This window comes from Rhizobium sp. USDA 4016 (genome assembly GCF_056279705.1).
On record NZ_JBWCCY010000002.1, the window covers coordinates 1356388 to 1382711 of the forward strand.

Genomic DNA, 26324 nt, shown 5'->3' on the forward strand with positions numbered 1-26324 from the left:
CTCCCGTATGGGTTTCGATGCAACAACGGAGCACTTGATCGTGTCCACACCCTTTCTGACGATGTCGGGCGTCGACTATTCCACGGGCACAAGGAAGATCCTTTCGCGCATCGACCTGACATTGGAGCACGGGCGTATTTACGGGCTCATCGGACCAAATGGTTCCGGCAAGAGCACGCTCATGAAAATCATCGCGCGTCATATCGCGCCGGTTTCCGGAACGGTCTGCGTCGAGGGCAGGGCGGCGGCGGAATGGGGCGGCCGCGCCTTCGCGCGCAACGTTGCCTATATGCCGCAATTTGCGCCTCCCACCGACGGAATGACGGTCCGTGAGCTGGTTTCTCTCGGTCGCTTTCCGTGGCATGGCACGCTCGGCCGGTTCGGAAAAATCGATCGCGAGCTGGTCGAGGATGCGATCTCGCGAACGGACCTTGAGGCGTTCGCCGACGCAATGGTGGCGAATTTGTCGGGCGGCGAGCGCCAGCGCGCCTGGATCGCCATGATGCTGGCGCAGAATGCCCGTTGCCTTCTGCTCGACGAGCCAACCTCGGCGCTCGATCTCGCGCATCAGGCATCGGTGCTTTCGCTCGTCCAGTCGCTGAGCCACGAGCGCGGTCTGAGTGTGGTGATCGTGCTGCATGACATCAACCTCGCTGCGCGCTACTGTGACGAGATCATTGCGCTCAATCATGGCCGCATCACCGCCCAAGGAACGCCAGGCACGATCATGCAGGCCGACCTGCTGAAGACGATCTTCGGGATCGGCATGGGCGTTTTCCCGCATCCTGCACGCGGCGAACCCGTCAGCTATCTCCTGTGACGGCCATGGCGCATTTTACCCGCAGGCATCTCATGGCACTGACAGCTGCGCTTGCAACGCCGGCTCTCGTCAGGGCAGCTGAAGCGCGACGGGTCGCGACGCTCGACTGGGCACTGCTCGAAACGCTGCTTGCTATCGGCGCAAATGTGGTTGCCGGAACCGAGCTCCGGCAATTCCGCCAGGTCGTCGTGAAACCCGAGGTTCCGGCATCAGTCGCCGACCTCGGACTGCGCGGCACACCGAATTTCGAGGTGCTTCGCTTCGCCAGGCCCGATCTGATCTTCAACTCGAATTTCTATGCCTGGGCGGATGCACGCATGAACCCGATCGCGCCGGTCGAGAATCACGCGGTCTACAAGCCGGGCGAAGATCCATACGAGCTTGCGCGCCAGACGACGTTGGCGATCGGCGAGCGCCTTGAGCTTGAGGCGGCAAGACGGCTCACGGAAGAGCTGGCTGGGAAACTTCAGCGCTATCGCACCGTCTTTGCGCAAGGCGACGGACGTCCCATCATCCCCATTAATCTCGGCGATGCGCGGCATTACCGCGTCTTCGGCTCGGACAGCATGTTCGGTGCTGTCCTGAAATGCACAGGACTGACAAATGCCTGGCAGGGCGTGACCAGCTATTCGGCCATGGCGCCGGTCGGGATCGAAACGCTCGCTTCCATGCCGGATGCCTGGATTGTCCTGATCCCGCCGCACCCGAAGGACGCCCTAGCGACACTCGAGATGAGCGCTTTCTGGAACGCGCTTCCCGCGGTTTTCGAAAAACGGGTGATCATTCTCGACTCCATCAATCCCTATGGCGCATTGCCGGCGGCGATGCGTTTTGCTGATCTCCTGGTGGAGGCGCTTTCCAATGCATGGAACGGCTAACCGCGTGATTGTCGCAAGAGGGATCCGGCAACCACTCGCCGTGAGCTCCGCGCTGGCAGGGCTTTGCCTCGTCGCCTTCGCGCTGCTCGTCCTGCTTCGCCCGAAGCTTTCAGAGGATTCGGCTGGGCTCGACGCGGTCCTGCTCTGGCAGAGCATGATGCCGCGTGCCGCGCTTTCGCTGATTGCCGGTGCGGCTCTGGGGCTTTCCGGTTTGCTGCTGCAAAGGGTCCTGCGCAACCCGATCGCCGACGCCTCGACGCTCGGTGTCGCATCCGGCGCTGAGCTGGCGTTGACCATCGTGACAAGCGCTTCCCCCCTGCTGCTCGGTATTTCGCGCGAGCTTGCAGCCTTTGCAGGCGGGCTTAGCGCCGTCGCCATCGTCCTTGCCTTGGGCTGGCGGCGAGGGCTAGATCCGGTCACCGTCGCGCTTTCGGGCATGATCGTCACCCTGATCGCCTCAGCACTCAGCGTCACGATCATCCTTGCGCGCGGCGAATATGCGATGTCGATCGTCATCTGGGGAGCCGGCTCGCTCAGCCAGCAGGATTGGAGCGGCGTGATTTCGCTCGCCCCGCGGCTTCTGATCGGCTTTACCGCCGGCCTGTTGCTGCTTCGGCCGCTGCGCGTTCTCTCGCTGGACGATGCCGGGGCAAAAAGCCTCGGCTTGGCGCTGCATACGGCCCGTTTTGCCGTCCTGGCACTTGCCGTTTGGCTATCGGCTTCGGTCACGGCGCAGGTGGGCGTCATCGGGTTCATGGGGCTCGCGGCACCCGCGATCGCGCGTCTTGCCGGTGCGCGAACGACCGGGCAGATCATGATGGCCGCGCCCCTCACGGGCGCCGGATTGCTTTTCCTGACGGACTGCATCACGCAACTGCTTGGACCGGGTTTTACTGACCTGGCGCCCGCAGGTGCGGCAACCGCACTCCTCGGTGGACCGCTACTGCTTTACCTTCTGCCGCGCGTCCATTCCTTCTCGGCGGTCGCACCTCAGCCGCCGCCTGGCTTTCGCCGCCTCCGCAAACCTTCCGCCGGTTTGCTTGTGCTGTTGATCGCACTCGTGGGCGTCATCTGGCTCGCATTGACGGCGGCACCCGCCGATGACGGATGGCACATCGCAAGCGGCGTGCTCTTCTCCGACCTCCTGCCGTTTCGCCTGCCGCGCACTACAGCCGCGGGCGGAGCGGGGGCGATGCTGGCGGCTGCAGGTTTCATCATGCAGCGCGTGACCGGCAATCCGATTGCCAGTCCGGAGGTGTTAGGGGTGAGCGCCGGCGGCGGCGCAGGTCTCACCGTTGCACTCTTCATCTTCGGTTTTCCGTCGCCGATCGTCATGCTGAGCGCGATGTCGCTTGGTGCGCTGGCGGCGTTTCTTGTCATGATCGCGATTGCTGCCCGCGCGCGATTTTCGCCGGAGCGCATGCTGCTCGCCGGTGTCGCCATCGGCGCCTTTTCGATGGCCATCGTAACGATTGTCCTCGCGCAAGGCGACATGCGCGGCTACATCCTTCTCACGTGGCTTTCGGGATCGACAAACCGGGCAGGGCCGTTCGAGGCATGGACTGCCGTGACCGCATTGGCCGGCCTGGCAGCGCCGCTACCCCTCCTGAGCCGATGGTTGACCATCTTGCCGCTCGGTGGTTCGGCCGCGCGCGCCTTCGGCCTGTCGACCAGGGTGAGCCGTCTGGTGCTCGCAACGATCGCAGCACTGATGACGGCAATCGCCTCGTTCCTCGTTGGTCCACTCAGTCTGACGGGTCTGATCGCTCCGCATCTTGCGAGATTGATGGGCTTCCAGAAACCGGCGCATCAGCTTGCCGCGAGCATCCTCATCGGTGCTATCGTTTTGATCTGCGCCGATTGGCTCTCGCGCGTCGTCATCTATCCCTATCAGGTCCCCGTAGGGCTCTTTGCTGCGCTGATTGGCGGCCCGTATCTGATTTGGCTGCTCACGCGCAAGGCGGCGCGTCTGTAGCGGCGCAGAGGTTCATGGGGCACGCACCCTATTCAGTATGCGGGGGTGCGATGGCGGCCCAGCCCGGATCGGCTCCAAATGGATGATCAATGTAAAACACCCAGGTTCCATCGGGTAGCCGGCGGTGAACTTCCATGCCGTGGTGATGCACTTCGGTCGGTTGGCCGTCGTCGTTGATGCCCTTGATGACCACTGCGAACGGGTCATGGCGAAATCTCCGGCGATCGTGGTGTGGTGGGTGACAACATCCATGTGCGGCTTGAGGCCGATATAGGCAGCCATGGTACGGCGGATGCCATCGGCCCCGCGAGCAATCATGGTCCCGCCATGGACCTCATCGACCTGGGTGATGGAGGCTTCCGGATGATACATCGCTGCCGCCGCTTCGACATCATGAGCGTTGAAGGCGCGGGCGAGCCAGAGATTGCAGAGTTCAGGAGATGGGGCTCCCATAGGTAGTCTCCTTTTATTTCAAGGCACTTGCGTAATTTAACTTAACTAACACTGGAAGATTGATGCTCGCCTTGCACTATTCATGCCGCCACCTTCATTCCTTCGGCTGCCATCGCTGCCTGAACTGTCGGGCGCGCACCGGCGCGGGCCATGAAGTCGCCGAGACGCGGGAAAGCGACGAGGTCGATCTTGGTGAAATCGGACCAGCCGGCGATGGTGAAGAGATAGGCGTCCGCGGCAGTAAATCGGTCGCCCAAGAGGAACGGACCGCTCCTGGCGAGATGATCCTCGACGAATTCAAGACGCTCGGCGATCTTCCTGCGCGCTACGTCCTGCGCCTGAGCTCCACATTCAGGGTGAAACAGCCAGGGGCTGTACATCCTGTGTAGCTCGGTCGCGATAAAATTCAGCCAGGCCTGGAAGCGATATCGCTCTGGCGAGCCTAGCGCCGGAACCAGACCGGCATCCGGCTTGAGGTCGGCAAGAAACTGGATGATGGCGACACCCTCGGTCAGCACCGAGCCGTCGTCGAGCTCTAAAACCGGAACGTAGAGGTTGGGATTGATTGTCACGAAATCCACACCCGCTTCGCTCAGGTGTGGCGTCTTTTGGATATCCACCCGCTCAAGTTCAAGCGGAACTCCTGCTTCCAGGGCGACGATGTGGGGAGATAGCGCACAGGTTCCTGGGGCGTAGTAGAGCTTCACTGCGAGTCCTTTCGGTTGAGGTCACGTCTATTGCCGCGTGCTGTCATGGTTCGACGAGACCCATAGGTCATTCGACAAGCACAAAGATAAGCCCAACATAGGCGCAAAGCTCGTTGGCATTTTGCCAGTCTCGTTTGCATCGCTGCAAGTGCGCTATATGTTAAGGACCGCGATTGGAGACTGGAATGGATGACTGGAACGAGCTGCGGCTCGTCTTGGCGGTGGACAGGACGGGCGGTCTTACAGCGGCGGCGGACGCGCTCGGTATCGATCACTCGACCGTGTTTCGACGCTTGACCGCGCTGGAAAAGAGACTTGGCGTGCGATTGTTCGAACGCCTGCCGGGTGGATCGTATCAGGTGACTCCTGCCGGCGAACGGATGGCCGCCGCCGCCGAGCGCATGGAGTACGAGATGCTTTCGCTCGATCGCGATCTCGCGGGCCGCGATCACCGGCTCTCCGGTAAGCTGCGCATCACCTCCTCCGAAACACTTGCATGCAGCATGCTGACCCGGCATGTCGCCGCGTTCCGTCACGCCTATCCCGGCATTGTCGTCGAGCTCTTGATCGATAATCGCGTGCTGAGCCTGTCTCGCCGCGAGGCTGATATCGCGCTCCGTCCGGTCCGCCCGAAGGAGGGTGATCTTTGGGGGCGTAAACTCGCTGACGTCGGCTGGACGCTCTACGCATCGCCAGCGGTTCTCGACGCTATCGGCGGACCGTTAACACGCGGTGAGGATGTGGTCGGGCGTCCGCTGATCGGATGGGAAGAACATATCGCCGGGATCGCGGCCGCTGACTGGCTCGCCAGTCACGCGCCGGGCATCGCCTTCGTCTATCGAACGAGCAGTCTGGTCAATCAGTTGGTCGCTGCCAAAGCCGGGATAGGCGTTGCACTGCTTCCCTGCTATCTCGGCGATGGTCATCGCGCGCTGGTGCGCGCACTTGCTGATCCTATCCCGGAATTAGCAGGCGAGCTCTGGATCGTGACCCATGCCGACCTGAAAGGGACTGCTCGCGTGCGCGCGTTCTTCGATGTTGTTGGCGAGGGCCTTGTCGGCGAGCGCGCGGTGTTTGAAGGCCAACCGACACAAGGAAGAAAAGCTGGCAATCGCCAGGTGGCTCGCCCGTTGATTTCGGCAACGTCGAATTACGCGATGCGAGCATCGCGTCGTCTCGATCATCCTACTGCGTTGCGCGCGCCATCCTGCGGCTGCCCGGCACCAGTCGCGTCTATGGCGCGCACAGATTTGGCCGGCGTCCAAGGCTGCGAGTAGCAGTGCCAGGCCCAGTCTCGCCGCTCATCCAGGGCGGCGCGCGCATAGCTCGCCCCACCATCGACGCTGACCTCGACCTCAGTGATGCCGCGGAAAGCCCCAGATTGTCGTGCTCCTGGCGATCGACGTATTAGGGGCCTGGCGCGACGATGAGCGGTTCCGGCGCAATCGCCCAGCTCGGGGAGTGCGGTGGAGGGCCGGCCGTGCGGTTCGCCGCACCCGCACTGTCATTGTAGAATGTGGTTTGTGAAAGGCCCTCGGCCCGATGCTCGGCAAGGTGCAGCCACCATAGCCTGCGCCGGGACGAGCTCTTCTCTCGGTATCGCGTACATCGTCACTTGTCCGCGCTTCGCGATCGCGAAGGTCGTTATCGGCTCGGCCGCATCCAAAACGGGGACGACCTGGCGGTCATCTTGCACAGAAGGTGGCTGCGACAGGTTAGGCGTCAAGCGAACGGCGTGCCGCACTCGCTACCTATGAGCATCACTGTTCGTGAATAAGTAAAAGCGGAGCGGCTCTCGCCGATCCGCTTAAAAGGGCAATTGCGTCCGCTCTTTAGGCTAGAGATGTGGCCACACTTCCAGGACGCCGCGATGAATCATGTCGAGGGAGACATAAAGGATGATCAGCAGGCCGACATAGGCGATCCAGCGATGGCGGTTGAGCAGGCGGGCGATGATGTTCGCCGCGACACCCATCATAGCGATCGAGAGCGCAAGGCCCAGGATAAGCACGGTCGGGTGGTCGCGTGCGGCACCGGCAACGGCCAGCACGTTGTCGAGCGACATCGACACGTCGGCGACGACGATCTGGGTTGCAGCTTGCATGAAGGTCTTCTTAAGTCCGGTGGACGCTTCGCCTTCCAGACCAATCTCCCCGCCGTTTGCGTGCTGGGAGCGAAGCTCGCGCCACATCTTCCAGCAGACCCAGAGCAGGAGCAGACCACCGGCAAGCAACAAGCCGACGATGCTCAAGAGCTGAACTGTCACGGATGCAAAAAGAATGCGCAGAACGGTGGCGGCAAGAATGCCGACCAGAATGGCCTTCTTGCGCTGTACGACCGGAAGCCCGGCTGCAGCAAGACCAATGACGACGGCGTTGTCGCCGGCAAGAACAAGATCGATCGCGATGACCTGCAGGAGTGCAGTCAGGCCCGCAGCAGTAAAGATTTCCATGGAAACGTCCCCAGAATGCCTTCGAGAAGCGTGCTAGTGTCCCCGGAACGCCACGTCAACCATGAATGACGCAAGGTCAAGAAAATGCGAAGCGGGGAAGCGCTCTGTCCCCAAGTTTTTAGGGGCGCGCGTACCAGCAAATTCAGTGCTTCAGCTTGATGATGATCTCCCGGTATTCGTCGGCAATGGCAATCGCTGCCTTTACAACGACCGGACTGATCGATTTGTGGTCAATCGCCAGGCGGCAGGTTTCGAAGACGCCGCGTAGTTCGTTTTCGATCTCCGAGAGATGTGGATATTTCTGCACCAGAAGATGGGGTAGAACCTTAGCCTTTTTCTTCATAGGTTTGATTTCATTGGGAAAACTCTGCGGATCGGCGATGACCTCCCGGATTGCATCTTCGAGACGCCATGTCGCACCAATCATATCCGTGACTGACACCGTCATATCTTCTCCTGCCCACGCGCCATTCTTCCGATGGGTATTAAGACGCAATCCTTGTGCCAGATTGACCAAAGTCGCTGTGGGGACGGGACGGCGGTGTGGCAGGCTGCATTCAGGGCCGGGATTTTGGGCCTGACCTTTTTGTTTGTCATTGTTTCTTTTTCTTGGCTTCGTCGTCGACGAGCTCGTACCACATGGCGTTGAGGACGGCGAAGGCGGCCGCCAGCGGCAGCCCGAGCATCCATGCGAAGTACCACATCATCTTGTCTCCCTCAGTAGGCGTGTCCGCTTTTGTCGGTAACCGACTTTTCGTCGACTTTGCCCCACAGCACTTTGTAGACCCAGGCAGTGTAGGCGGCGACAATCGGCAGAAAGATCAGCGAAACGACGAGCATGATGAAAAGCGTCATATGGCTCGAGGAAGCATCCCAGACCGTCAGGCTTGATCGCGGATCGAGCGAGGAGGGCAGAATGAAGGGAAACATCGAGACGCCGACCGTTGCGATGATGCCGACGATCGAGAGCTTGCTGAAGAGCAGGGTCGAGACCTCGCGCCTCGCCCGCATTGCCGCAAACGAAAGTGCCGCACCCAGCAAGCCGAGTACCGGAGCAATCAGCAGCCACGGATAGGTGCTGTAGTTCGCAAGCCACGAACCATCATGCTGCGCCGTTTTCAAGAGCGGATTTGACGGACCGGCCGGGCTGATGGTGCTGGTGATGCGATAGCCATCGATGCCGAGCGCCAGGAAAAGGCCGCCGAGGGCAAAGAGTACGATAACGCAAAGGGCAGCGATACTTCCATAGTTTCTGGCGCGCTCGGCAACGGGACCGCTCGCCTTCAGCACCAGCCAGGATGCGCCGTGCAGCACGAGCATGGCAACCGAGAGCAGGCCGCAAAGCAGCGCATATGGATTGAGAAGGCCGAAGAATGAGCCTTCGTAAAAAATGCGCATGTCGTCGGCAAAACGGAAAGGCACTCCCTGCAGTACATTGCCGACGGCAACGCCGAAGATCAGCGACGGTACGAAGCCGCCGATGAACAGCGCCCAGTCCCAGTTGTTGCGCCAGCGCGCACTATCACGCTTCGAACGGTACTTGAAGCCGACCGGGCGCAAGATGAGCGCAAGGAGGATCGCAAACATGGCGAGATAAAAGCCCGAGAAGGAAACGGCATAGAGCGGCGGCCACGCGGCGAAGATGGAGCCGCCCGCAAGGATCAGCCAGACCTGATTGCCTTCCCAGACCGGGCCGATCGTGTTGATTGCGATACGGCGTTCCGTGTCGGTCTTCGCGACGAAGGGCAACAGCGTGCCGACACCCAGATCGAAGCCGTCGGTTGCCGCAAAGCCGATCAGCAATACGCCGAGCAGCAGCCACCAGATGACGCGTAGGGTTTCGTAGTCGATGAGTTCATGAAGGATCATGGCGATCACTCCGCTGCTGGTACGAGGGTTTCGGAAATAAGTGCGGCGTCCGGCTCGTCATCCGGATCGGGCCCTTGCCGGATCGCTTTGATCATCAGGCTCATTTCGACGACGATGAGCGTCGTATAAAGTGCGGCAAAGCCGATGATGGTGAGGAGCACCGTGCTTGCCCCCAGGCTGGAAACTGCCATCGCCGTCGGCAGCACCCCTTCGATGACCCAGGGCTGGCGGCCGATCTCGGCGACGATCCAGCCCGCCTCGATGGCAATCCAAGGAAGTGGTATGGCGAAAACGGCGACCTTCAGCAGCAGCGGATATTTGTCGAGGCGGCGGCGGGCCGACAGCCAGAAGAAGACCGCCGTCAGCAGGATGAAGAACATGCCGAGCCCGACCATGATGCGGAACGACCAGAAAAGGGTCGGTACATGCGGGATCGTGTCGCGTGCAGCCTGAGCAATCTGTTCATCTGTTGCCTGACGCGGATCATCGACATAGCGCTTCAATAGAAGCGCATAGCCGAGCTGGTGGCCTAGGTCGTCGAAGGAGCTGCGAACCTCCTGCGCAATGCCGGCCGGTGTTGAAGCCGCGCGGATTTGCATCAGCGCATCGTAGGCCTTGATGCCTTCGCGGATACGGGTCTCGGCCTGCTGTTCAAGCTTGTCGATCCCTGGAATTTCGGTGGTCAGCGAGCGTGTCCCGATCAGCCCCATGACCCATGGGATATGGACGGCGAAATGCGTCTCACGCGATTGCTGGTCTGGAAAGCCGAAGGCCGTGAAGGCTGCAGGCGCCGGTTCCGTCTCCCACATAGCCTCGATTGCGGCGAGCTTCATCTTTTGGTTTTCCGTTGCCAGATAGCCGCTCTCGTCGCCGAGTACGACCACCGAGAGAGCCGAGGCAAGTCCGAAGGAGGCGGCAACCGTCATCGAGCGCTTGGCAAGCTCGATATGGCGGCCCTTTCAGCAGGTACCAAGCCGAGACACCGAGCACGAAGATCGAGGCACAGACGTAGCCGGCAGAAACCGTATGCACGAACTTCGCCTGCGCGACGGGATTGAAGACCACCTCGAAGAAGCTCGTAATCTCCATGCGCATGGTCTGCGGGTTGAGCGCCGAGCCGACCGGGTTCTGCATCCAGCCATTGGCGATCAGGATCCAGAGCGCCGAGAAGTTGGAGCCGAGCGCCACGGCCCAGGTAGCAACCAGATGCCCCACTTTGGACAGCTTGTCCCAGCCGAAGAAGAAGAGGCCGACGAAAGTCGCTTCCAGAAAGAAGGCCATCAGCCCTTCGATCGCCAGCGGCGCACCGAAGATGTCGCCGACATAATAGCTGTAGTAGCTCCAGTTCATACCGAACTGGAACTCCATGACGATGCCGGTCGCAACGCCCAGTACGAAGTTGATGCCGAAGAGCGTGCCCCAGAATTTTGTCATCTGCCGCCAGATCTGCCTGCCGGTCATCACATAGGTCGTTTCCATGATCGCGAGCAGCACCGACAGACCGAGCGTCAGCGGCACGAACAGGAAGTGATAAAGCGCCGTCAGGGCGAACTGGAAGCGCGATAGCGCGACGATATCTAATTCCATTGTTTTTCTTCCCACGGTCCCACAGGATGTCGAACGGGCGCCGCCGGCGTCCGCGGTTAGCGCAGCACTCAATCCGGCCTTAGCCGCTCGAGCGCTCTTTCGAACGCCGCCTCTCCACGGCGCGATAGTTCTACAATACGACCGCCTTCGATGACTGCGATCTGATCGGCGATCGCAGCCTCCCGGCGGGCATGGCATGCAATGACGAGGGAACGGCCACACGCCCGTTCCTTGAGGCGGGACATGACGTCGCTTGCCGTTGCGCTGTCGAGACCTTCCGTCGCCTCATCGAGCAGCCAAAGCGGCGTGTCGCGAAGGAACAGGCGTGCAAGCGCCAGACGACGGGACTGGCCGCCCGAAAGACCGAAACCGCCTTCACCAAGAGGTGTGCCGAGCCCTTTCGGCAAAGCCTCGACATCCGAAAGCAGCCCCGCGGCGAGAAGCGCTTCGCGCAATTCCGCGTCGCTCGCCTCAGGCTTGGCGAGCCGCAGATTGCCTTCGAGCGTATCCTGAAAGAGTTCGGTCCGTTGCGTCATAAGCGTCGCATCGACGCATGCAGCAGTCCCAAGGCGCGGCTCCACTTCATCTGCGAGCAGCGACAGCAGTGTCGATTTTCCGGCACCGCTCGGGCCGATGACGGCCAATGCTTCACCCAACCTCAATTCCAGGCTGATTGCATGGAGCGCATCTCCGGCGGAGCCGTCATGTCTAACGCTTACCTCCTGCAGACCAAGAGCGATACCGGCTTCAGGGGCACTTCTTTTTTGTCGCAACGTCTCGTCACTCAGGCGCGGACCGATCCGCTTGGCTGCGACTAGGACACGGCCGAATTCCAGGGCGCCGCGCCGCAGGGCCGTGAAGGGTTCGACGGCTGCAAAGGCGATCAGCAGCCCCAATGCGGCAACCGGTGCAGTGACAGCCTTTACTTCGGTAAGCGCCGCTACCGCAAGAAGCGAGCCGGCGAGCAAGAGCGCGGTGACGAGGCCGAAGGTTAAGGTGACGCCCGTTTCGATCCGATTTAGATGACGATCGGCCCTGGCGGTATAGCGATCGGCTGCGAGAACGGACGCGCATTGCGCTTCCATGCGCGATGCCATCATGAGGTCTGTCTGGCCGGCTGTCAGGTCGATGGCGCGCGAGCGAAGCGCCTCGATGCCGTAAGCGCGGCGCCGGGCAGGCTTTCTGGCAAGGCCGCCTGCGGCGATCGGAACGCAGATGCCGGAGCCTAGCAAAACCGCGCCGGCCGTGACCCCGAAGGCGGGGTGCATGATGCCCAGCGTGACGACAGCGACAACCGCGGCACCGATCGCGGCACCCATCGGGACGAGAATTCTAAGGTAGAGCGAATCCAGCGCATCGATATCAGCCGTCAGGCGAAATAGCGCTTTGGAGGGCCGGCGGAGAAGATTGCGTGCGGCATCAGGTGCCGCCCAGCCGCGAAAAAGCGTCTCACGAAGCGCCGCCAATATGCCCAGCGTCGCATCATGCGTCGTCATCCGCTCGCCGTAGCGCGCGGCCGTACGGCTGATTGCAAGCAAGCGGATTGCGGCTGCCGGCGCAAAGACGTCGAAGGCGACGGCTGCCGCAGAGAGGCCGGCGATCGACGCGGCAGTGATGAACCAGCCCGACAAGCCGAGCAGGGCAAGGCCCGCAATGACCGTGACGGCAGAAAGCAAGGCACCGGCCAACAGACGACGCGGCCTTTCAGAAAAGAAAAGCTTGAGGATCGGCGCAAGGATCCGGATCAGATTTCTCATTACTCAGCAGCCTCTTGTAAGAACGGTGCATCGATGACGATCCTGCGGTCCATGCGCGCAGCAAGACGCCTATCATGCGTGGCAACGATAAGCGTCCTCTCGCTGGCAAGGGCAATCAGGCTTTCCGTGATCTCCGCAGCAGTCACTGCGTCGAGATGCGCCGTCGGTTCGTCCGCCAGGATGATGCGAATGAAAGGATTGGCGGCCGCCCGTGCGATCGCAAGTCGCAACGCTTCGCCGCCCGAAAGACCGGCACCGCCTTCGCCGAGTGGCCGCTTGCCGTAGGCGGCCGCAACGCCGTCCAGTCTGGCAAGCGCCAAAGCCTCCTGCAGAACGCCGCAATGTCTGTTCAGCAAGACGTTGCCCGCCAAGCTTGCGGCAAATATATGCGGCGTCTGGCCGATCCAGACCATGGTGCTGCGCACGCCCGCATCGACGGACCGTCCATCAATCAGGACTTGACCCGTCTGAGGTGGTGCCAGACCAGCGATCAGCGCAAGCAGCGTGGATTTTCCCGCGCCGCTCGCACCTGAAAGCGCGACATGCTCACCGTCCGTGATAAGACAGTTGAAGCCGGAAAGCGCGGAAGGCCGCAAGCAATCGTAACGGAAGCTGACATCGTTGAATTCAATGTCGAGCCGGTCAACGCGCGGCGCCGGGCCGGTGCTCTCCGGATCTACGATCTCAATGCCGCACTCGCCGAGGCTGTCGAGCGCCTTTATCGCCGCTTCTCCGGCGGCACGATCGTGCCAAACGGAAGAAAGTTCGCGCAAGGGTTCGAAAAAGGCGGGTGCGAGAAGGAGTATGAAAAGGCCTTCGGCCAGGCTGAGCTTGCCCGACCATGTCCCGAAGTGGATTTCGCCGAGGAGGCTGAAGCCCACATAGACCGCGACCATTGCAACGCCGAGCGCAGCAAAGAGCTCCAGCACGGCCGAGGAGAGAAAGGCGATTTTAAGCACCGCCATGGTGCGTGTCTTGAGGTCTTCAGCATCTGCCCGCAGGCGCGTGGCAGTCGGCCCGACTGCATCAAACGAGCGGATCGTGGCCAGTCCACGGAGCCGGTCGAGAAGGAATGCATTGAGCCTGCCTGTTGCAGCGAGCTGCTTTTCGCTCGCGGCCTGTGCGCGCCAGCCGATGAGTGCCATGAAAAGCGGAATAAGCGGCAATGCAATGAAGAGCACGAGCGCGGCAACCCAGGAGGTCGCTAGCACGCAAGCAAGGATGACGAAAGGGGTGACGCTCGCTTTGAAGCGAGCGGGAAAAAAGCGCGCGAGGTAGGGAACGACAAGCTCCGCCTGCTCGCCGAGAATGCTCGCAACCTGCCCGGAAGCAGGACGCGTGCCGTCGATCGGCGATCGCCGGGCAAGTGCTGCAACGGCAACCTGTCTCCTCAAACTCAGTTCGGTCCGCGCGCTGTCGAGGGCAATCTGGCCGCCAACCGCGTCAAGCAGCGCCTTTGCAATACCGAGTACCAACACAAAAAAGGCAGGCCAAAGGACATCACGAAGACCATCGCCATCTGCAATGCCGCCGACGGCATAAGCGAGCAGACTGGCTTGCGGGATCCACAAGAGAGCGGCAGCGGTTTGAAGCGAAGCGGCATGACGAAGACCTAAGGGCCGGGTCGAGCGGGCCGGCAAGCCAGTTGCTGGCGCTCCGGCTGCATGGGCTTTTCGCTCGTCGAAGAAAGCACTCCCCATCGCGCTAGCTCTTGTTCGCAGGCCGCCGGCCACGGCCGAGTGAAACCACCCGGTCCTTGGCTTCCAGAAGCTTCGTAACCTTTGCTCCCAAAGAGAGTAGCGTTGCGAGGCGTTCTGTTTCAAGTTGTTTCACGTCCTCATACCAATGCGTCAGCTGCTCGATCAGACCGTGCATTTCGCTCATCCGCTCCTGGGCGAAGCGTTCGGCTTCGCTCGCCGGCCTTTGCATGAGGATTTCACGCAGAACCGAGAGTGTTGGATCGACCTCGCGCTTCTTCCGCTCTTCAGCAAGCGTGCGCAGGATGAGCCAGACATCGTCAGGCGTGGTGAAGAAATCCCTGCGGTCGTCAGGTCTATGTTTCAAAAGCACAAGGTTCCATGCCTGCAGCTCCCGCAGGCTCATCGAAACATTCGATCTTGAGATGCCGAGCGCGTCGACGATCTCATCGGCGCAAAGCGGCGAGGGCGAAGCATAAAGAAGCGCATAGATCTGGCCGACCGTGCGATTGATGCCCCAGCGCGAGCCCATCTCACCGAAATGCAGAACGAAGGATTGAACGAGCGGCGGAAGATTCATTAGCGATTCCGTTGTTTCTATGATTTCAGAAATCTCTGAAAAACTATACACCGGTTTTCGCAGCTCTCAATCGAGGTAACCAGGGCTGCGGCAATTTGGTTGCAGGCCGAGCTCAGCCCACTGAGCGTCACAACTCCATTACCTTGACACAATGCCCAGACGGACCGCAGGCTCTTTTTGCTGGCCGCGTGCTGTCACTTGATGAAAAGAGCTGGGCAGATCTGAGCGCGACTCATGTCGAATCGCAAAATTTCCAGTCGATCACGAAGCGCTCTCGACATCATGATTGCCGCCATCGCCGAGGCCAACAAATGCTTATTCATCACGGATAACGCGCGAGATTACGACGGATTGAGCATATTTAATCCGCTCAAAAACGATCGAGAAACATAGAGCGCCGAATTGAAACATAGAGCGCCGAATAAAAGAGGCGGGCTAGGTCCTGAACGCCGCGCGCTTGTCGTATCTTGCAACGCGTGAAAGGAGGTAATCGATCTCCGCCTTTGCCCTCTCCGAAATGCTTCCCGCGGGCTTGCGCTGGGAATCGCTGGCGATCGCGCCGCGCTTCTTGAGGACATATTTGCGTATGGCAAGGCCAACGCCCTGCTGCTGCTCATAGCGAACGAGCGGCAGATGCGCATCGAAGAGGTCATGTGCCGCCTCGCGGTTTCCGGCCTGCTGGAAATTCACGACGTCGACCAGCATATCCGGGAAGGCATAACCGGTCATCGCGCCATCGGCGCCGCGCTCCATCTCGAAATCGAGAAACAATCCGCCGTTGCCACAAAGGATCGAAATGTCGCGCATCTCGCTCGCCTTTTGCGCTGCCCGCAACCGGGAAATCTTCTCAAGCCCCGGCCAGTCTTCGTGCTTCAGCATCACGCAGGATGGATGATTGTTGACGATCTTCTGGATGACGCCAGGCGTCATCACCACGGTCAGCGTCAGCGGATAGTCCTGGATGACGAAAGGAATATCCTCGCCGATCGCCTCGACCGCCTGGGCATAGTAGCCGATGATTTGATCGTCCGTCCGAAGAGACGGCGGTGGGGCGATCATGACGCCCTGAGCACCAATATCCATGGCGCCACGCGCAAGTGAGCGCATCGCCGCAAAGCCCGGCGCCGAGACACCGACGATCACCGGAACGCCGGCGCGCTTCACGACCTGCCGGGTGATTGCAAGCGACTCCTCCGGCTCAAGCTTCGGTGCTTCGCCCATGATCCCGAGAATGGTAAGCCCGCTCACGCCGCACCCGAGATAGAAATCGGTGAGCCGGTCGACCGACACCGTGTCCAGCCGTCCGTCCGGATGAAACGGCGTTGCGGCGATGGCATAGACGCCCTTGGCTGTGTGATCGAGCTTCATTGCGCACTCTCCCTTTTTGGCCGGAACTTAGAAGTAGTCATCGTTCCGATCAATTGAAATGCGCCGTTTGCGCAGGGATCCGATGGAAGTGTACGAGCGCTGTTGCAGGGCTTGCCGCGCGTGTTTAAGACAGGTCCAGCAATTTACGACTCTGGATATTCTTCATGTTCGATATTTTATGGCGCGGCATTGCAATGGGGATCGGTGCGACGATCCTCATGGATATTTGGGCAATCGTCCTTTTCCAGGCCCTCGGTCAGGCGCCTGCCAACTGGGCGCCTGTCGGACGGTGGTTCTGGCACCTCGGGCGCGGCAAGGTATTTCACGACAGTATCGCCAATGCAGAGCCCTATAGGCACGAGCTGGCACTCGGGTGGATCGGCCATTATGCGACCGGCATCATCTATGGCCTTGCTCTTGCGGCTATCACGGGGCCATCCTGGCTGGCAGCGCCGACCTTCCTCCCCGCCTGGATCCTTGGTATTGTCACGGTCGGGGCCGGCTGGTTCCTGCTGCAGCCTGGGCTTGGCATCGGCTGGGCCGCGTCGAAGACGCCGAACCCGAACAAGGTGCGCGCGCTCAATCTGATCGCGCATACCGTCTTTGCCATTGGGCTCTACGGCACGGCGCTTTTGATCGCCTAACGGCGCAAGACCGCAAGGAGGCTCAGTGAAGCATATTTACGCGATCGGCATCGGCACCGGGAACCCGGAGCACATGACCATTCAGGCGATCAATGCCATGAATGCTGCCGATTTAGTCTTCATTCCCACAAAAGGTGCACAGAAAGAAGAGCTTGCAGATGTCCGCCGCGAAATCTGTGAGCGGTATCTCAAGCAGGCGGATGGCAAGATCATCGAATTTGCGGTGCCTCTTCGCGAGACGAAGGAGCGCAGCTATGGCCAAAGCGTCGATGAATGGCACGCCGCGATTGCTGCCACCTATCGTCAGCTGATCAGCGAGTTGCCTGAAAATGGCACGGCTGCTTTCCTCGTATGGGGCGATCCGAGCCTTTACGACAGCACGTTGCGCATCCTGGAACGGGTGCGGGATAAAGTGGAATTCGATCTCACCGTCATCCCGGGCATTACCAGCATTCAGGCGCTTGCCGCCAGCCACCGCATTTCTATCAGTCTCGTCGGCAAGCCGGTGGAGATTACGACCGGCCGAAGGCTTGCCGAAGAGGGGCTTAAGGCGGAAAGTACGGTTGTAATGCTCGACGGCATCCAGGCGTTTACGAAGATCGACGACCCGGATACGGAGATCTTCTGGGGAGCCTATCTTGGCACGCAGGACGAAATCATCCGTGCCGGGCGGCTCGGCGACGTCGCCGATGACATCGTAAGGACCCGGGCCGAAGCGCGCGAACGGCAGGGTTGGATCATGGATATCTACCTGCTGCGCAAAGGTCGCGACTTTCAGGATTAGTCCAGAGGATTAGTCCGGGCGCTTTACCGCAAGGGTGCCGCCCCGTAGAGGCATGGATGAAAGGACGAGCCATGGGCCTTGCCGGCGAAAAAGAGATCGACATGGAAGGGCGCGCCATTGCTGCACCAGGCTCGCGCCGAGGCGCCTGTCCGACGCTTGCTGCACCCATGGCGACCGGCGACGGCCTTCTTGTACGGTTGCGGCCGGCCGGCGGCGCGCTAACGCCTTCGCAATTGAATATGCTTGCAGCCTCCGCAGCGGCATACGGCAATGGCCTTCTGGAAATTTCTGCGCGGGGAAGTCTGCAAGTCCGCGGCCTGCGGCCGGAAACTGTCGGGCGGCTCGCCTCTGATGTTGATGCGGCTGGGATCCTTGTGCCAGCAGGTCCGCCGATCGAGCTATCGCCGCTGCATGGCATCGACCCGGGTGAGATAGGAAGTGCCGCCGCGATCGAAGCCCGGCTGCGAGATGAGCTCAAGATCGCGCTGTCTTCACCACTTTTGGCCCCGAAGCTCTCCATCATCGTCGACGGTGGAGGACGTTTCGGTCTATCCGGTCTTTCGGCCGATATCCGCGTTGTCGCTCTGGACGCAGACCGCTGGCTGGTCGCGATAAACGGCGATGCAAAAACGGCAAAACCGGTTTGTATCGGTTCAGCGGATGACGCCGCCCGGGCGGTCGGGCAATTGCTGGCGATGCTCATGGATATTGGCAAGAATTCTCGAACGCGCGACATTGGACTGCTTGCATTGCGCGATGTGTTTCCGGCAATGGAAGCGCAATTTGCCACCGGGCCACATTCGGAAATGCCGGGGCCCGGCCTTCATCAGCTCTCCGATCACAGCCCGGTCCTTGGCCTCAGACCGCGTTTCGGCCAGATGAAGGCAAGCGACCTGTCAAGATTTCTGGGAGAAACCGAACGCCTCGGTGCAGCGGAAATTCGCCTGGCACCGGGCCGCCAGTTCTTCGTGACGGGCTGCAGCACAGAGGAGGCGAAGGCGTTGCAGACAGCTGCAAAGGAGTATGGCTTTAGCTCCGATCCGAATGATCCATCTGCAAATATTGCGGCTTGCGCCGGGGCGGGTGCCTGCGCCTCTGGCTTTTATGAAACAAGGATGCGGGCACAGCATTTACTGCGGCATTCACCGGTTCTTTTCGATGGATCGCTGACGTTTCATCTCTCGGGTTGTTCCAAGGGATGCGCTCATCCGCGACCGGCGCTGGCGCTGACTGGAATGCCGAGTGGTTATGGTATTGTGTTGAGCGGACATGCAGGCGACAGCCCCGATGCAACGATTGCTGGCGGCGAGATTGATTTCGCTATAGAGAAGCTCGCCCGGCTTGTCGGGAAGAACAAGAGCGCTGATGAATCGGCTGCTGCCTGCCTGACGCGGCTCGGCCCCCAGACGATCGTGAAGGCGCTGAAACAGGAATAGGTATGCCAGATTACGATTATATCCGCAGCGGCGAGGCGATCTACGAGCGCTCCTTTGCGATTATCCGCGGCGAAGCGGACCTCTCGCGCTTTTCGCCGGAAGAGGCCGAGATTGCCGTGCGCATGATCCATGCATGCGGGCTGGTCGAAGCCGCCACACATTTCGACTTCTCTGCGGATTTCGTCTTTGCAGCGCGCGGCGCGCTCAAAAAAGGCGCACCGATCTTCTGCGACGCAGAGATGGTGGCTCATGGCATCACACGCGCCAGGCTGCCAGAAAAGAACGACGTGATCTGCACTCTGCGCGACCCGCGCACCCCCGAAATGGCAGAAGCAAGCGGCAACACACGTTCGGCGGCGGCCATCGACCTCTGGGTCGACCGTCTGGCCGGCAGCGTTGTCGCGATAGGCAATGCTCCAACGGCACTTTTCCACCTTCTTGAACTGCTGCGCGGCGGCGCACCAAAGCCGGCTGCCATCATCGGCATGCCGGTCGGCTTCGTCGGTGCGGCAGAATCCAAGGACGCGTTGGCGGAAAATTCTTATGGCGTGCCCTTTGCGATCGTTCGCGGCCGCCTGGGCGGCAGTGCAATGACGGCGGCAGCAATCAACGCGCTGGCGAGGTCGGGACTATGAGCAGACCCAGCCGTCTGATCGGCGTCGGCACGGGTCCAGGCGACCCGGATCTGCTGACCATCAAGGCAAAGAAGGCGATCGAAGCTGCGGACGTCATTGCCTATTTCGCCAAACAGGGCAGGGCCGGCAACGGCCGAGCGGTCGTCCAGCACCTGATCGGTCCCGAGACAGAACTGCTGCCGCTCTACTATCCGGTTACCACTGAAATCGAAAAGAGCGAAGCGCTCTATCAAAGCCAGATCACCGCCTTCTACAATGATTCTGCAGCCGTGGTCGCAGCCTACCTCGATGCCGGAAAAACCGTTGCGGTCCTCAGCGAAGGCGATCCGATGTTCTACGGATCTTATATGCACCTGCATGTGCGCCTCGCCGATCGCTATCCGACCGAGGTGATCCCGGGCATCAGCGCCATGTCCGGTTGCTGGTCGCTTGCCGGCATGCCGATCGTCCAAGGTGACGATGTGCTTTCCGTTCTGCCGGGCACCATGGCGGAAGCGGAACTGACGCGGCGGCTTGGCGATACCCAGGCAGCCGTCATTATGAAGGTCGGCCGCAATCTTCCGAAGATCCGCCGCGCTCTTGAAGCGGCAGGGCGTCTCGGCCAAGCCGTCTATGTCGAGCGTGGGACGATGGCGAATGCCGCCATGCTGAAGCTTGCGGAACGGCCGGAGGGTGACGCGCCGTATTTCTCGCTGGTGCTGGTGCCAGGCTGGGAGGCAAACCGATGAGTGGAATCCTGTTTGTCATTGGCACCGGTCCTGGCAACCCAGAGCAGATGACGCCGGAAGCGCATTCAGCCGTTTCGGCATCGACCGATTTCTTCGGCTATGGTCCCTATCTCGACCGGCTGCAGCTCGGCGCCCATCAAAACCGTCATCCCTCTGACAATCGCGAGGAGATGAGGCGAGCAGGGGATGCTTTGACGATGGCGGCAGGCGGCCGCAAGGTCTGTATCGTCTCCGGCGGCGATCCCGGTGTTTTCGCCATGGCCTCGGCAGTCTGCGAGGCAATCGACACAGGTCCGGCGGAGTGGCGTTCCGTCGAGCTGGTCGTCGTTCCGGGCATTACCGCAATGCTTGCGGTTGCAGCGCGTGTCGGCGCCCCGCTCGGCCACGATTTCTGCGCGATCTCGCTTTCGGATAACCTCAAATCCTGGGAGATCATCGAAAAGCGCCTGACATTGGCTGCAAAGGCGGGCTTCGTGATTGCGCTTTACAATCCAATCAGCAAAGCGCGGCCCTGGCAGCTCGGCAAGGCCTTTGAACTGCTGCGCGCACATCTGCCGCGGCAGACGCCGGTGATCTTCGGCCGCGCCGCCGGACGTCCCGATGAGCGGATCATCATTCAGCCGCTCGGTGACGCCCACGCTTCGGTGGCGGATATGGCGACCTGCATCATCATCGGGTCGCCCGAAACACGGATTATTTCCGGCGGCGGCAGGCCCGAACTCGTCTATACCCCCCGTTCCATGGCGGGAGGAAACAAGTGACCGATCACGCCGAGCGCTTTCTCGACGGTTTCGACCGCTCTCATGGCAGGCGCGGGCGCACGGGCGATCATGAAGACTTCAATGCCGAGATGGCGAGCCGCCTCGATTTTCGCGTAGGTCGCCGCGCCGCCGCTATTTTTGGCAACGATCGCATCGATGCGGTGAGAGGCAAGAAGCGTGGCCTCGCCGTCCACATCGAAGGGGCCGCGATCGAGAATATATTCGACGTTCGCAATATTGAGCGGCGGGGTGACGGGGTCGACGCTACGAACGAGATAGAAATGATGTGCCGCCGCCTCGGCATAGTGCGCCTCCTGACGCCCAATCGCCAGGAAGACGCGGCGGGCGGCAGGCCCAAGCGCGGCGATTGCCTGCGGGATGTTTCTGCTCGCGGTCCATATGTCGCCCGGCCTCTCGATCCATTCGGGCCGGCGAAGGGCAAGTGCCGCAATTTTGGAAAGTCGTGCTGCGGCGAAGGCATTGGTGGAGATTCGGGCGGCAAAGGGATGTGTCGCATCGACGAGAAGGTCAAATCCTCCGTCGCGCAGAAAAGAAGCAAGGCCCTCAGCTCCGCCGAAACCGCCAATACGGACGGGAACAGGCTGGATGGACGGTTTTTCTGTGCGGCCGGCCAAAGACAGCAGGATGTCAAACCCGGCCTTCTTGGAGAGCATCTGCGCCAAAGCGCGCGCTTCGCTCGTTCCGCCCAGTATCAGCACGCGGATTTTTGCCATGTCTGATATGCCTAGCCACACCCCGAAACCCTGGCTAACCATTATCGGTATCGCCGAGGATGGTCCAGAAGGACTTGGCGATCACGCCAAGCGGCTGATCCTGGCCGCGCCCGCCGTCTTCGGCGGCGAACGCCACCATGCGCTGATGGATAATCTGATTGCCGGCGAGCGGCTCGTCTGGCAAAGCCCCTTTGAGAAGTCGATCGATGCGATCCTTAGGCGGCGCGGCACACCGGTCGTCGTACTCGCTTCCGGTGACCCATTTCTTTTTGGTGTCGGCGCGACACTCTCGCGGCATGTGAATGCTGAGGAGATGCGCACCATTCCAGCTCCGTCGGCCTTCAGCATGGCCGCGTCGCGTCTCGGCTGGCCTTTGCAGGAAACCGCCTGCCTCTCGCTTCATGGCCGTTCCATCCATCTCATCCGCCCGCATCTTCATTCCGGACGGCGCATTATTGCGCTGACTTCCGACGGGAAGGGGCCTGAGGAACTGGCTGTGCTGCTGTCAAACAGCGGCTTCGGCCATTCCCGCATAACTGTTCTGGAGGCGCTCGGCGGCGCGCGCGAGCGTATCCTCAGCACGTCGGCAGAAGACTTCCAGTTTAGAGATATCGACCCTCTCAATGTCTGCGCCGTCGAGGTTAAGGCAGGAAAAGAAGCTCGCGTCCTGCCTTTTGCCACCGGCCTGGACGACGAACTCTTTGAACACGACGGGCAGATCACCAAGCGTGAAATCCGCGCTCTGACGCTGTCGGCACTTGCGCCGCGCCATGGGGAACTGCTTTGGGATATCGGGGCCGGCTCAGGTTCGATCGGCATCGAGTGGATGCTCTGCGACCCATCACTGAAGGCGGTCGCCATCGAGCAATCGCCAGATCGCGTCAGCCGGATCGCGCGCAATGCTTCTGCGTTCGGCGTGCCGGGCCTTGCCGTTGTCGAGGGAACAGCCCCTGCGGCATTGAGTGGATTGCCGGAACCGGACGCCATATTTGTTGGCGGAGGCGGCAGCGAACCGGGCGTGATGGATGCCGCAATCGTCTCGCTCAAAAGCGGCGGGCGCCTTGTCGCCAACGCGGTGACACTGGAAATGGAGGCCGTGCTGCTTGCCGAACAAGCCAGGCGCGGCGGTTTTCTGACAAGGATCGAGATTTCCCGAGCCGGCCCCCTCGGCGCAATGAGCGGCTGGCGCCCGGCAATGCCCGTGGTGCAATGGCGCTGGATCAAGGACTAAAAATGACGGTTCACTTCATCGGAGCAGGCCCAGGTGCAGCCGATCTCATCACCGTTCGCGGCCGCGACCTCATTGGCAGATGCCCTGTATGCCTTTATGCCGGATCGATCGTATCCCCGGAACTGCTCAAATATTGCCCGCCGGATGCGCGCGTCATCGATACCGCGCCGATGTCGCTCGATGAGATCGAGGCGGAATATCTGCGTGCGGCCAACGCCGGGGAGGATGTAGCTCGTCTGCACTCCGGCGATCTTTCCGTCTGGAGCGCGGTTGCTGAGCAGGTTCGGCGCCTTCAAAAGCATGGCATCGCCTACACGATGACACCGGGCGTTCCGGCCTTTGCTGCTGCGGCCTCCGCACTTGGCCGGGAACTGACAATTCCGGCCGTTGCCCAGAGCCTGGTGCTGACCCGCGTCTCGGGCCGCGCTTCGCCGATGCCGAATGAAGAAACGCTTGCCAGGTTTGGCGCAACGGGTTCGACGCTTGCAATCCATCTGGCAATTCATGCACTCGGCCAGGTCGTCGAAGAACTGACACCGCTTTATGGCGCTGATTGTCCTGTTGCGATCGTCGTCAAAGCCTCCTGGCCGGACGAGCGCGTCCTGCATGGCACGCTTGCTGACATCGAGGCGAGGGTCGCCATCGAGCCGATCGAGCGCACGGCGATCATCTTCGTCGGTCCAACGCTTGCTGTCCGCGATTTTCGCGAAAGCGCCCTTTACGACGCCGCCTATCAGCGGCGGTTCAGGGGCAGACAATAGCGAGCCGGAATGCCGGCTCGCTTTGCCGACAGATAGTTCGGCTGCGAAAGGCTCGAAGGAGAAGGGACCTTTGAGCCTGCAAGAGCGCGCGCATCTGCCCGGCATTGTCGAGGCGGTCGGAGGCGCCGACGAGAACTCGAGTGCGGATCGCGCATGAGCCTCGCGGTTGATGAGCGTCTCGACCACCTCGAAATCCGAGGAAATCGTCGTGGCTTCAGATGGCTGTGATGCTGATCAAATAGCAGGTGGCGGCACCAGCAAGCGTCAAAGCGGCGCGGCAATGAGCCTCGATCATCAATACGTCGCCGGCATATATCATGCCGCTTTCTTCGGCCAATTCGAATGCTGCTTCGCCTTCGTGACACAGCACAAGCGATATTGCGGCCGGTAGAGAGCCGCTCCAACTCCGCTCGATATGCAGCCTTTCGACCTTGTGCATAAAGGCGTCGCGCCGCGTCATGACATTGAGGTCGGTGATCGGCCCCGCGATAAGCTGTGCCGTCACGGCAATGTCGGCTGCAAAAGCAAATGGCGGGCTCTGCTGCGCCAAGAGCACAGGCTCATGCCCATCGATCTCCAGCGTCATGCCACTGCCGGACAGGATTGAAAGTGTGCGGTCGATGCCGGGAAAGATCGAAAACGGTCCATCGAAAGCAACCGTGGCCATGCTGACCCGCCAGTCGAAATCGCCGAGGGTTGCACCTTGCGGCGAAACGGCCACCTCCACTGTCTCGCCGCCGCCGTTCTTCCACGGCATGCGCCGGTGATTGGCCGCGCGAAGGATCTGCATGGTTCAATCCCCCAAGATCCCCGGCAGCCTTAGCCCCTTCTCCTTGGCACAATCAAGCGCGATATCGTAGCCCGCGTCGGCATGGCGCATGACGCCGGTTGCCGGGTCGTTCCAAAGCACGCGTTCGATGCGGCGCGCCGCATCGTCGGTGCCGTCGCAGCAGATGACCATGCCTGAATGCTGCGAATAGCCCATGCCGACGCCGCCGCCGTGATGGAGCGAAACCCAAGTTGCGCCGGAGGCGGTGTTCAAAAGAGCGTTCAACAGCGGCCAGTCGGAGACGGCATCAGAACCATCCTTCATCGCTTCCGTCTCGCGGTTCGGTGATGCAACCGAGCCGGAATCGAGGTGGTCGCGGCCGATCACGATCGGCGCCTTCAACTCGCCGCTCTTCACCATCTCGTTGAAGGCAAGGCCGAGACGATGGCGGTCGCCAAGGCCGACCCAGCAGATGCGCGCCGGCAGACCCTGGAAGGCGATACGCGCGCGGGCCATGTCCAGCCAGTTGTGCAGGTGCTTGTTGTCCGGCAGCAATTCCTTCACCTTGGCGTCGGTCCTGTAGATATCCTCCGGATCGCCCGAGAGTGCTGCCCAGCGAAAGGGACCGATGCCGCGGCAAAAGAGCGGGCGGATATAGGCAGGTACAAAGCCCGGGAAAGCGAAGGCGTTTTCGAGACCCTCATCTTGAGCAACCTGCCGGATATTGTTGCCGTAATCGAGCGTCGGAATACCTGCATCCCAGAATGCGATCATCGCTTCGACATGCTCGCGCATAGATGCGCGAGCCGCTCTTTCGACAGCCTTCGGATCGCTTTCGCGCATCGCTTTCCATTGCGCGATCGTCCATCCTTTCGGTAGATAGCCGTTGATCGGGTCGTGCGCTGACGTTTGGTCGGTGACAATATCCGGGCGGATGCCGCGGCGGACCATTTCAGGCAGGATTTCGGCGGCGTTGCCGAGAAGACCGACCGATCTGGCTTCGCCTGCCTTTGTCCAGCCGCCGATCATCTCGAGGGCTTCGTCCAACGTTTCGGCCTTGGCATCGAGATATCGGGTACGCAAGCGAAAATCGATCGAGTCCGGATTGCACTCGACGGCAAGGCAGCAGGCACCTGCCATGACGGCAGCGAGCGGCTGCGCGCCACCCATGCCGCCAAGGCCACCGGTCAAAATCCATTTGCCCTTGAGGTTGCCGCCATAATGCTGCCGGCCCGCCTCGACAAAGGTTTCATAGGTCCCCTGGACGATGCCTTGTGTGCCGATATAGATCCATGAGCCTGCCGTCATCTGACCATACATCGCCAAGCCCTTCTTATCGAGCTCGTTGAAGTGGTCCCAAGTCGCCCAGTGCGGCACGAGGTTGGAATTGGCGATCAGGACGCGCGGTGCATCCTTGTGTGTGCGGAAGACGCCGACCGGCTTGCCGGACTGCACCAGAAGCGTCTCGTCTTCGGTAAGCGTCTTCAACGTCGCGACGATGCGGTCGAAATCCTCCCAGGTGCGGGCGGCGCGGCCGATGCCGCCATAGACGACGAGTTCGTTCGGATTTTCCGCCACATCTGGATCTAGATTGTTCATCAGCATGCGAAGCGGCGCTTCGGTCATCCAGCTCTTGGCATTGAGCTCCGGTCCGCGAGGTGCCCGGATTTCGCGGATGTTGTGACGGGGATTGCTCAT

The 26324-nt window shown here is 61.0% G+C and carries 25 protein-coding genes and 1 pseudogene; 12 read left to right on the forward strand and 14 right to left on the reverse strand.

Annotated features, from left to right (window positions below; all coding sequences use genetic code 11):
- Window positions 1–40 precede the first annotated feature (40 nt).
- Genes ACZ9DP_RS07620 through fhuB form a run of 3 tightly spaced genes read left to right on the forward strand, consistent with a single transcriptional unit; the run spans window position 41 to window position 3673 of the window.
- Window positions 41–820: an ATP-binding cassette domain-containing protein gene (locus tag ACZ9DP_RS07620; protein WP_476201063.1), complete on the forward strand. Its 780-nt coding sequence runs from the start codon at window positions 41–43 to the stop codon at window positions 818–820.
- Window positions 821–825: 5 nt separating this feature from the next.
- Window positions 826–1698 (forward strand): ABC transporter substrate-binding protein, encoded by an 873-nt coding sequence (locus ACZ9DP_RS07625; protein WP_476201065.1) that lies wholly within the window; start codon window positions 826–828, stop codon window positions 1696–1698.
- Window positions 1682–3673 carry a Fe(3+)-hydroxamate ABC transporter permease FhuB gene (gene fhuB / locus ACZ9DP_RS07630; RefSeq protein ID WP_476201066.1) on the forward strand — a complete coding sequence of 664 codons (1992 nt, stop codon included), beginning with the start codon at window positions 1682–1684 and terminating at the stop codon, window positions 3671–3673. Before ACZ9DP_RS07625 ends, fhuB begins: the two co-directional genes overlap by 17 nt.
- Window positions 3674–3685: 12 nt before the next feature.
- On the opposite strand, the gene ACZ9DP_RS07635 is transcribed toward fhuB, so the two are convergent.
- Together ACZ9DP_RS07635 and gstA are read right to left on the reverse strand one after the other, a co-directional pair.
- Window positions 3686–4126 carry a nuclear transport factor 2 family protein gene (locus ACZ9DP_RS07635; protein WP_476201067.1) on the reverse strand — a complete coding sequence of 147 codons (441 nt, stop codon included), beginning with the start codon at window positions 4124–4126 and terminating at the stop codon, window positions 3686–3688.
- Window positions 4127–4206: 80 nt separating this feature from the next.
- Entirely contained in the window at window positions 4207–4833 is a 627-nt protein-coding gene (gstA, locus tag ACZ9DP_RS07640) for a glutathione transferase GstA (RefSeq protein WP_476201069.1), read from the reverse strand.
- Between the two features lie 185 nt (window positions 4834–5018).
- Between gstA and ACZ9DP_RS07645 the strand changes: the two genes are divergently transcribed.
- The gene (locus ACZ9DP_RS07645) at window positions 5019–6110 is read left to right on the forward strand and encodes a LysR family transcriptional regulator (RefSeq protein ID WP_476201070.1); all 1092 of its coding nucleotides are present in this window, start codon (window positions 5019–5021) and stop codon (window positions 6108–6110) included.
- A 560-nt stretch (window positions 6111–6670) separates the two neighbouring features.
- On the opposite strand, the gene ACZ9DP_RS07650 is transcribed toward ACZ9DP_RS07645, so the two are convergent.
- From ACZ9DP_RS07650 to ACZ9DP_RS07690, 9 genes and pseudogenes are all read right to left on the reverse strand, one after another.
- Window positions 6671–7285 (reverse strand): TerC family protein, encoded by a 615-nt coding sequence (locus ACZ9DP_RS07650; protein WP_476201072.1) that lies wholly within the window; start codon window positions 7283–7285, stop codon window positions 6671–6673.
- Window positions 7286–7427: 142 nt separating this feature from the next.
- A complete protein-coding gene (locus ACZ9DP_RS07655) occupies window positions 7428–7733 on the reverse strand; it encodes a hypothetical protein (protein ID WP_476201074.1) in 306 nt (101 codons plus the stop codon).
- A gap of 145 nt (window positions 7734–7878) precedes the next feature.
- Complete coding sequence (gene cydX, locus ACZ9DP_RS07660; protein ID WP_040115511.1) at window positions 7879–7989, reverse strand: cytochrome bd-I oxidase subunit CydX; 111 nt, start codon at window positions 7987–7989, stop codon at window positions 7879–7881.
- Between the two features lie 13 nt (window positions 7990–8002).
- On the reverse strand, window positions 8003–9154 hold the full coding sequence (cydB, locus tag ACZ9DP_RS07665) for a cytochrome d ubiquinol oxidase subunit II (RefSeq protein WP_476201075.1): 1152 nt from the start codon (window positions 9152–9154) through the stop codon (window positions 8003–8005).
- 5 nt (window positions 9155–9159) lie between these two features.
- Window positions 9160–10741: pseudogene (locus tag ACZ9DP_RS07670) on the reverse strand (cytochrome ubiquinol oxidase subunit I).
- A 68-nt stretch (window positions 10742–10809) separates the two neighbouring features.
- Window positions 10810–12498, reverse strand: coding sequence for an amino acid ABC transporter ATP-binding/permease protein (locus ACZ9DP_RS07675; RefSeq protein WP_476201076.1), 1689 nt, complete (start codon window positions 12496–12498; stop codon window positions 10810–10812).
- Window positions 12498–14198 (reverse strand): thiol reductant ABC exporter subunit CydD, encoded by a 1701-nt coding sequence (gene cydD, locus ACZ9DP_RS07680; protein ID WP_476201077.1) that lies wholly within the window; start codon window positions 14196–14198, stop codon window positions 12498–12500. Before cydD ends, ACZ9DP_RS07675 begins: the two co-directional genes overlap by 1 nt.
- A gap of 4 nt (window positions 14199–14202) precedes the next feature.
- Window positions 14203–14775 carry a GbsR/MarR family transcriptional regulator gene (locus ACZ9DP_RS07685; protein WP_194731146.1) on the reverse strand — a complete coding sequence of 191 codons (573 nt, stop codon included), beginning with the start codon at window positions 14773–14775 and terminating at the stop codon, window positions 14203–14205.
- 435 nt (window positions 14776–15210) lie between these two features.
- Window positions 15211–16143, reverse strand: a complete 933-nt coding sequence (locus ACZ9DP_RS07690; protein WP_194731147.1) for a dihydrodipicolinate synthase family protein — start codon at window positions 16141–16143, stop codon at window positions 15211–15213.
- 164 nt (window positions 16144–16307) lie between these two features.
- On the opposite strand from ACZ9DP_RS07690, the gene ACZ9DP_RS07695 reads away from it, so the two are divergent.
- From ACZ9DP_RS07695 to ACZ9DP_RS07720, 6 genes are read left to right on the forward strand one after another with little or no spacing between them, the layout of a single operon-like run.
- A complete protein-coding gene (locus ACZ9DP_RS07695; protein WP_239600670.1) occupies window positions 16308–16787 on the forward strand; it encodes a DUF2938 domain-containing protein in 480 nt (159 codons plus the stop codon).
- A 25-nt stretch (window positions 16788–16812) separates the two neighbouring features.
- Complete coding sequence (cobF, locus tag ACZ9DP_RS07700; RefSeq protein WP_476201079.1) at window positions 16813–17571, forward strand: precorrin-6A synthase (deacetylating); 759 nt, start codon at window positions 16813–16815, stop codon at window positions 17569–17571.
- A gap of 56 nt (window positions 17572–17627) precedes the next feature.
- Window positions 17628–19007, forward strand: a complete 1380-nt coding sequence (gene cobG / locus ACZ9DP_RS07705; RefSeq protein WP_476201081.1) for a precorrin-3B synthase — start codon at window positions 17628–17630, stop codon at window positions 19005–19007.
- A gap of 2 nt (window positions 19008–19009) precedes the next feature.
- Complete coding sequence (locus ACZ9DP_RS07710) at window positions 19010–19642, forward strand: precorrin-8X methylmutase (RefSeq protein WP_074071904.1); 633 nt, start codon at window positions 19010–19012, stop codon at window positions 19640–19642.
- Window positions 19639–20370 (forward strand): precorrin-2 C(20)-methyltransferase, encoded by a 732-nt coding sequence (locus ACZ9DP_RS07715; RefSeq protein ID WP_194731151.1) that lies wholly within the window; start codon window positions 19639–19641, stop codon window positions 20368–20370. Before ACZ9DP_RS07710 ends, ACZ9DP_RS07715 begins: the two co-directional genes overlap by 4 nt.
- The gene (locus ACZ9DP_RS07720; RefSeq protein ID WP_194731152.1) at window positions 20367–21131 is read left to right on the forward strand and encodes a precorrin-3B C(17)-methyltransferase; all 765 of its coding nucleotides are present in this window, start codon (window positions 20367–20369) and stop codon (window positions 21129–21131) included. The genes ACZ9DP_RS07715 and ACZ9DP_RS07720 overlap by 4 nt, the downstream gene beginning before the upstream one ends.
- On the opposite strand, the gene ACZ9DP_RS07725 is transcribed toward ACZ9DP_RS07720, so the two are convergent.
- Complete coding sequence (locus ACZ9DP_RS07725) at window positions 21095–21865, reverse strand: cobalt-precorrin-6A reductase (protein ID WP_476201083.1); 771 nt, start codon at window positions 21863–21865, stop codon at window positions 21095–21097. The genes ACZ9DP_RS07720 and ACZ9DP_RS07725 overlap by 37 nt on opposite strands.
- Between ACZ9DP_RS07725 and cbiE the strand changes: the two genes are divergently transcribed.
- Both cbiE and cobM read left to right on the forward strand, forming a co-directional pair.
- Complete coding sequence (cbiE, locus tag ACZ9DP_RS07730) at window positions 21864–23096, forward strand: precorrin-6y C5,15-methyltransferase (decarboxylating) subunit CbiE (protein ID WP_476201084.1); 1233 nt, start codon at window positions 21864–21866, stop codon at window positions 23094–23096. The genes ACZ9DP_RS07725 and cbiE overlap by 2 nt on opposite strands.
- Before the next feature lie 2 nt (window positions 23097–23098).
- Window positions 23099–23857: a precorrin-4 C(11)-methyltransferase gene (gene cobM / locus ACZ9DP_RS07735; RefSeq protein ID WP_476201085.1), complete on the forward strand. Its 759-nt coding sequence runs from the start codon at window positions 23099–23101 to the stop codon at window positions 23855–23857.
- Between the two features lie 214 nt (window positions 23858–24071).
- On the opposite strand, the gene ACZ9DP_RS07740 is transcribed toward cobM, so the two are convergent.
- Both ACZ9DP_RS07740 and hutU read right to left on the reverse strand, forming a co-directional pair.
- Window positions 24072–24647: a HutD/Ves family protein gene (locus tag ACZ9DP_RS07740; protein WP_239600676.1), complete on the reverse strand. Its 576-nt coding sequence runs from the start codon at window positions 24645–24647 to the stop codon at window positions 24072–24074.
- A gap of 3 nt (window positions 24648–24650) precedes the next feature.
- Entirely contained in the window at window positions 24651–26324 is a 1674-nt protein-coding gene (hutU, locus tag ACZ9DP_RS07745) for a urocanate hydratase (RefSeq protein WP_194731156.1), read from the reverse strand.

Bases quoted from the DNA above. Each gene is read 5' to 3' on its own strand.
- ACZ9DP_RS07685 (WP_194731146.1), bottom strand. From the start codon at position 14,775: ATGAATCTTCCGCCGCTCGTTCAATCCTTCGTTCTGCATTTCGGTGAG.
- ACZ9DP_RS07645 (WP_476201070.1), top strand. From the start codon at position 5,019: ATGGATGACTGGAACGAGCTGCGGCTCGTCTTGGCGGTGGACAGGACG.
- ACZ9DP_RS07690 (WP_194731147.1), bottom strand. From the start codon at position 16,143: ATGAAGCTCGATCACACAGCCAAGGGCGTCTATGCCATCGCCGCAACG.
- ACZ9DP_RS07650 (WP_476201072.1), bottom strand. From the start codon at position 7,285: ATGGAAATCTTTACTGCTGCGGGCCTGACTGCACTCCTGCAGGTCATC.
- fhuB (WP_476201066.1), top strand. From the start codon at position 1,682: ATGCATGGAACGGCTAACCGCGTGATTGTCGCAAGAGGGATCCGGCAA.
- ACZ9DP_RS07625 (WP_476201065.1), top strand. From the start codon at position 826: ATGGCGCATTTTACCCGCAGGCATCTCATGGCACTGACAGCTGCGCTT.
- ACZ9DP_RS07695 (WP_239600670.1), top strand. From the start codon at position 16,308: ATGTTCGATATTTTATGGCGCGGCATTGCAATGGGGATCGGTGCGACG.
- ACZ9DP_RS07655 (WP_476201074.1), bottom strand. From the start codon at position 7,733: ATGACGGTGTCAGTCACGGATATGATTGGTGCGACATGGCGTCTCGAA.
- ACZ9DP_RS07740 (WP_239600676.1), bottom strand. From the start codon at position 24,647: ATGCAGATCCTTCGCGCGGCCAATCACCGGCGCATGCCGTGGAAGAAC.
- ACZ9DP_RS07720 (WP_194731152.1), top strand. From the start codon at position 20,367: ATGAGTGGAATCCTGTTTGTCATTGGCACCGGTCCTGGCAACCCAGAG.
- cydX (WP_040115511.1), bottom strand. From the start codon at position 7,989: ATGTGGTACTTCGCATGGATGCTCGGGCTGCCGCTGGCGGCCGCCTTC.
- ACZ9DP_RS07635 (WP_476201067.1), bottom strand. From the start codon at position 4,126: ATGGGAGCCCCATCTCCTGAACTCTGCAATCTCTGGCTCGCCCGCGCC.
- cydB (WP_476201075.1), bottom strand. From the start codon at position 9,154: ATGATCCTTCATGAACTCATCGACTACGAAACCCTACGCGTCATCTGG.
- ACZ9DP_RS07725 (WP_476201083.1), bottom strand. From the start codon at position 21,865: ATGGCAAAAATCCGCGTGCTGATACTGGGCGGAACGAGCGAAGCGCGC.
- cobM (WP_476201085.1), top strand. From the start codon at position 23,099: ATGACGGTTCACTTCATCGGAGCAGGCCCAGGTGCAGCCGATCTCATC.
- ACZ9DP_RS07710 (WP_074071904.1), top strand. From the start codon at position 19,010: ATGCCAGATTACGATTATATCCGCAGCGGCGAGGCGATCTACGAGCGC.
- cbiE (WP_476201084.1), top strand. From the start codon at position 21,864: ATGTCTGATATGCCTAGCCACACCCCGAAACCCTGGCTAACCATTATC.
- ACZ9DP_RS07715 (WP_194731151.1), top strand. From the start codon at position 19,639: ATGAGCAGACCCAGCCGTCTGATCGGCGTCGGCACGGGTCCAGGCGAC.
- ACZ9DP_RS07675 (WP_476201076.1), bottom strand. From the start codon at position 12,498: ATGAGAAATCTGATCCGGATCCTTGCGCCGATCCTCAAGCTTTTCTTT.
- cydD (WP_476201077.1), bottom strand. From the start codon at position 14,198: ATGGGGAGTGCTTTCTTCGACGAGCGAAAAGCCCATGCAGCCGGAGCG.
- hutU (WP_194731156.1), bottom strand. From the start codon at position 26,324: ATGAGCAATCCCCGTCACAACATCCGCGAAATCCGGGCACCTCGCGGA.
- cobG (WP_476201081.1), top strand. From the start codon at position 17,628: ATGAAAGGACGAGCCATGGGCCTTGCCGGCGAAAAAGAGATCGACATG.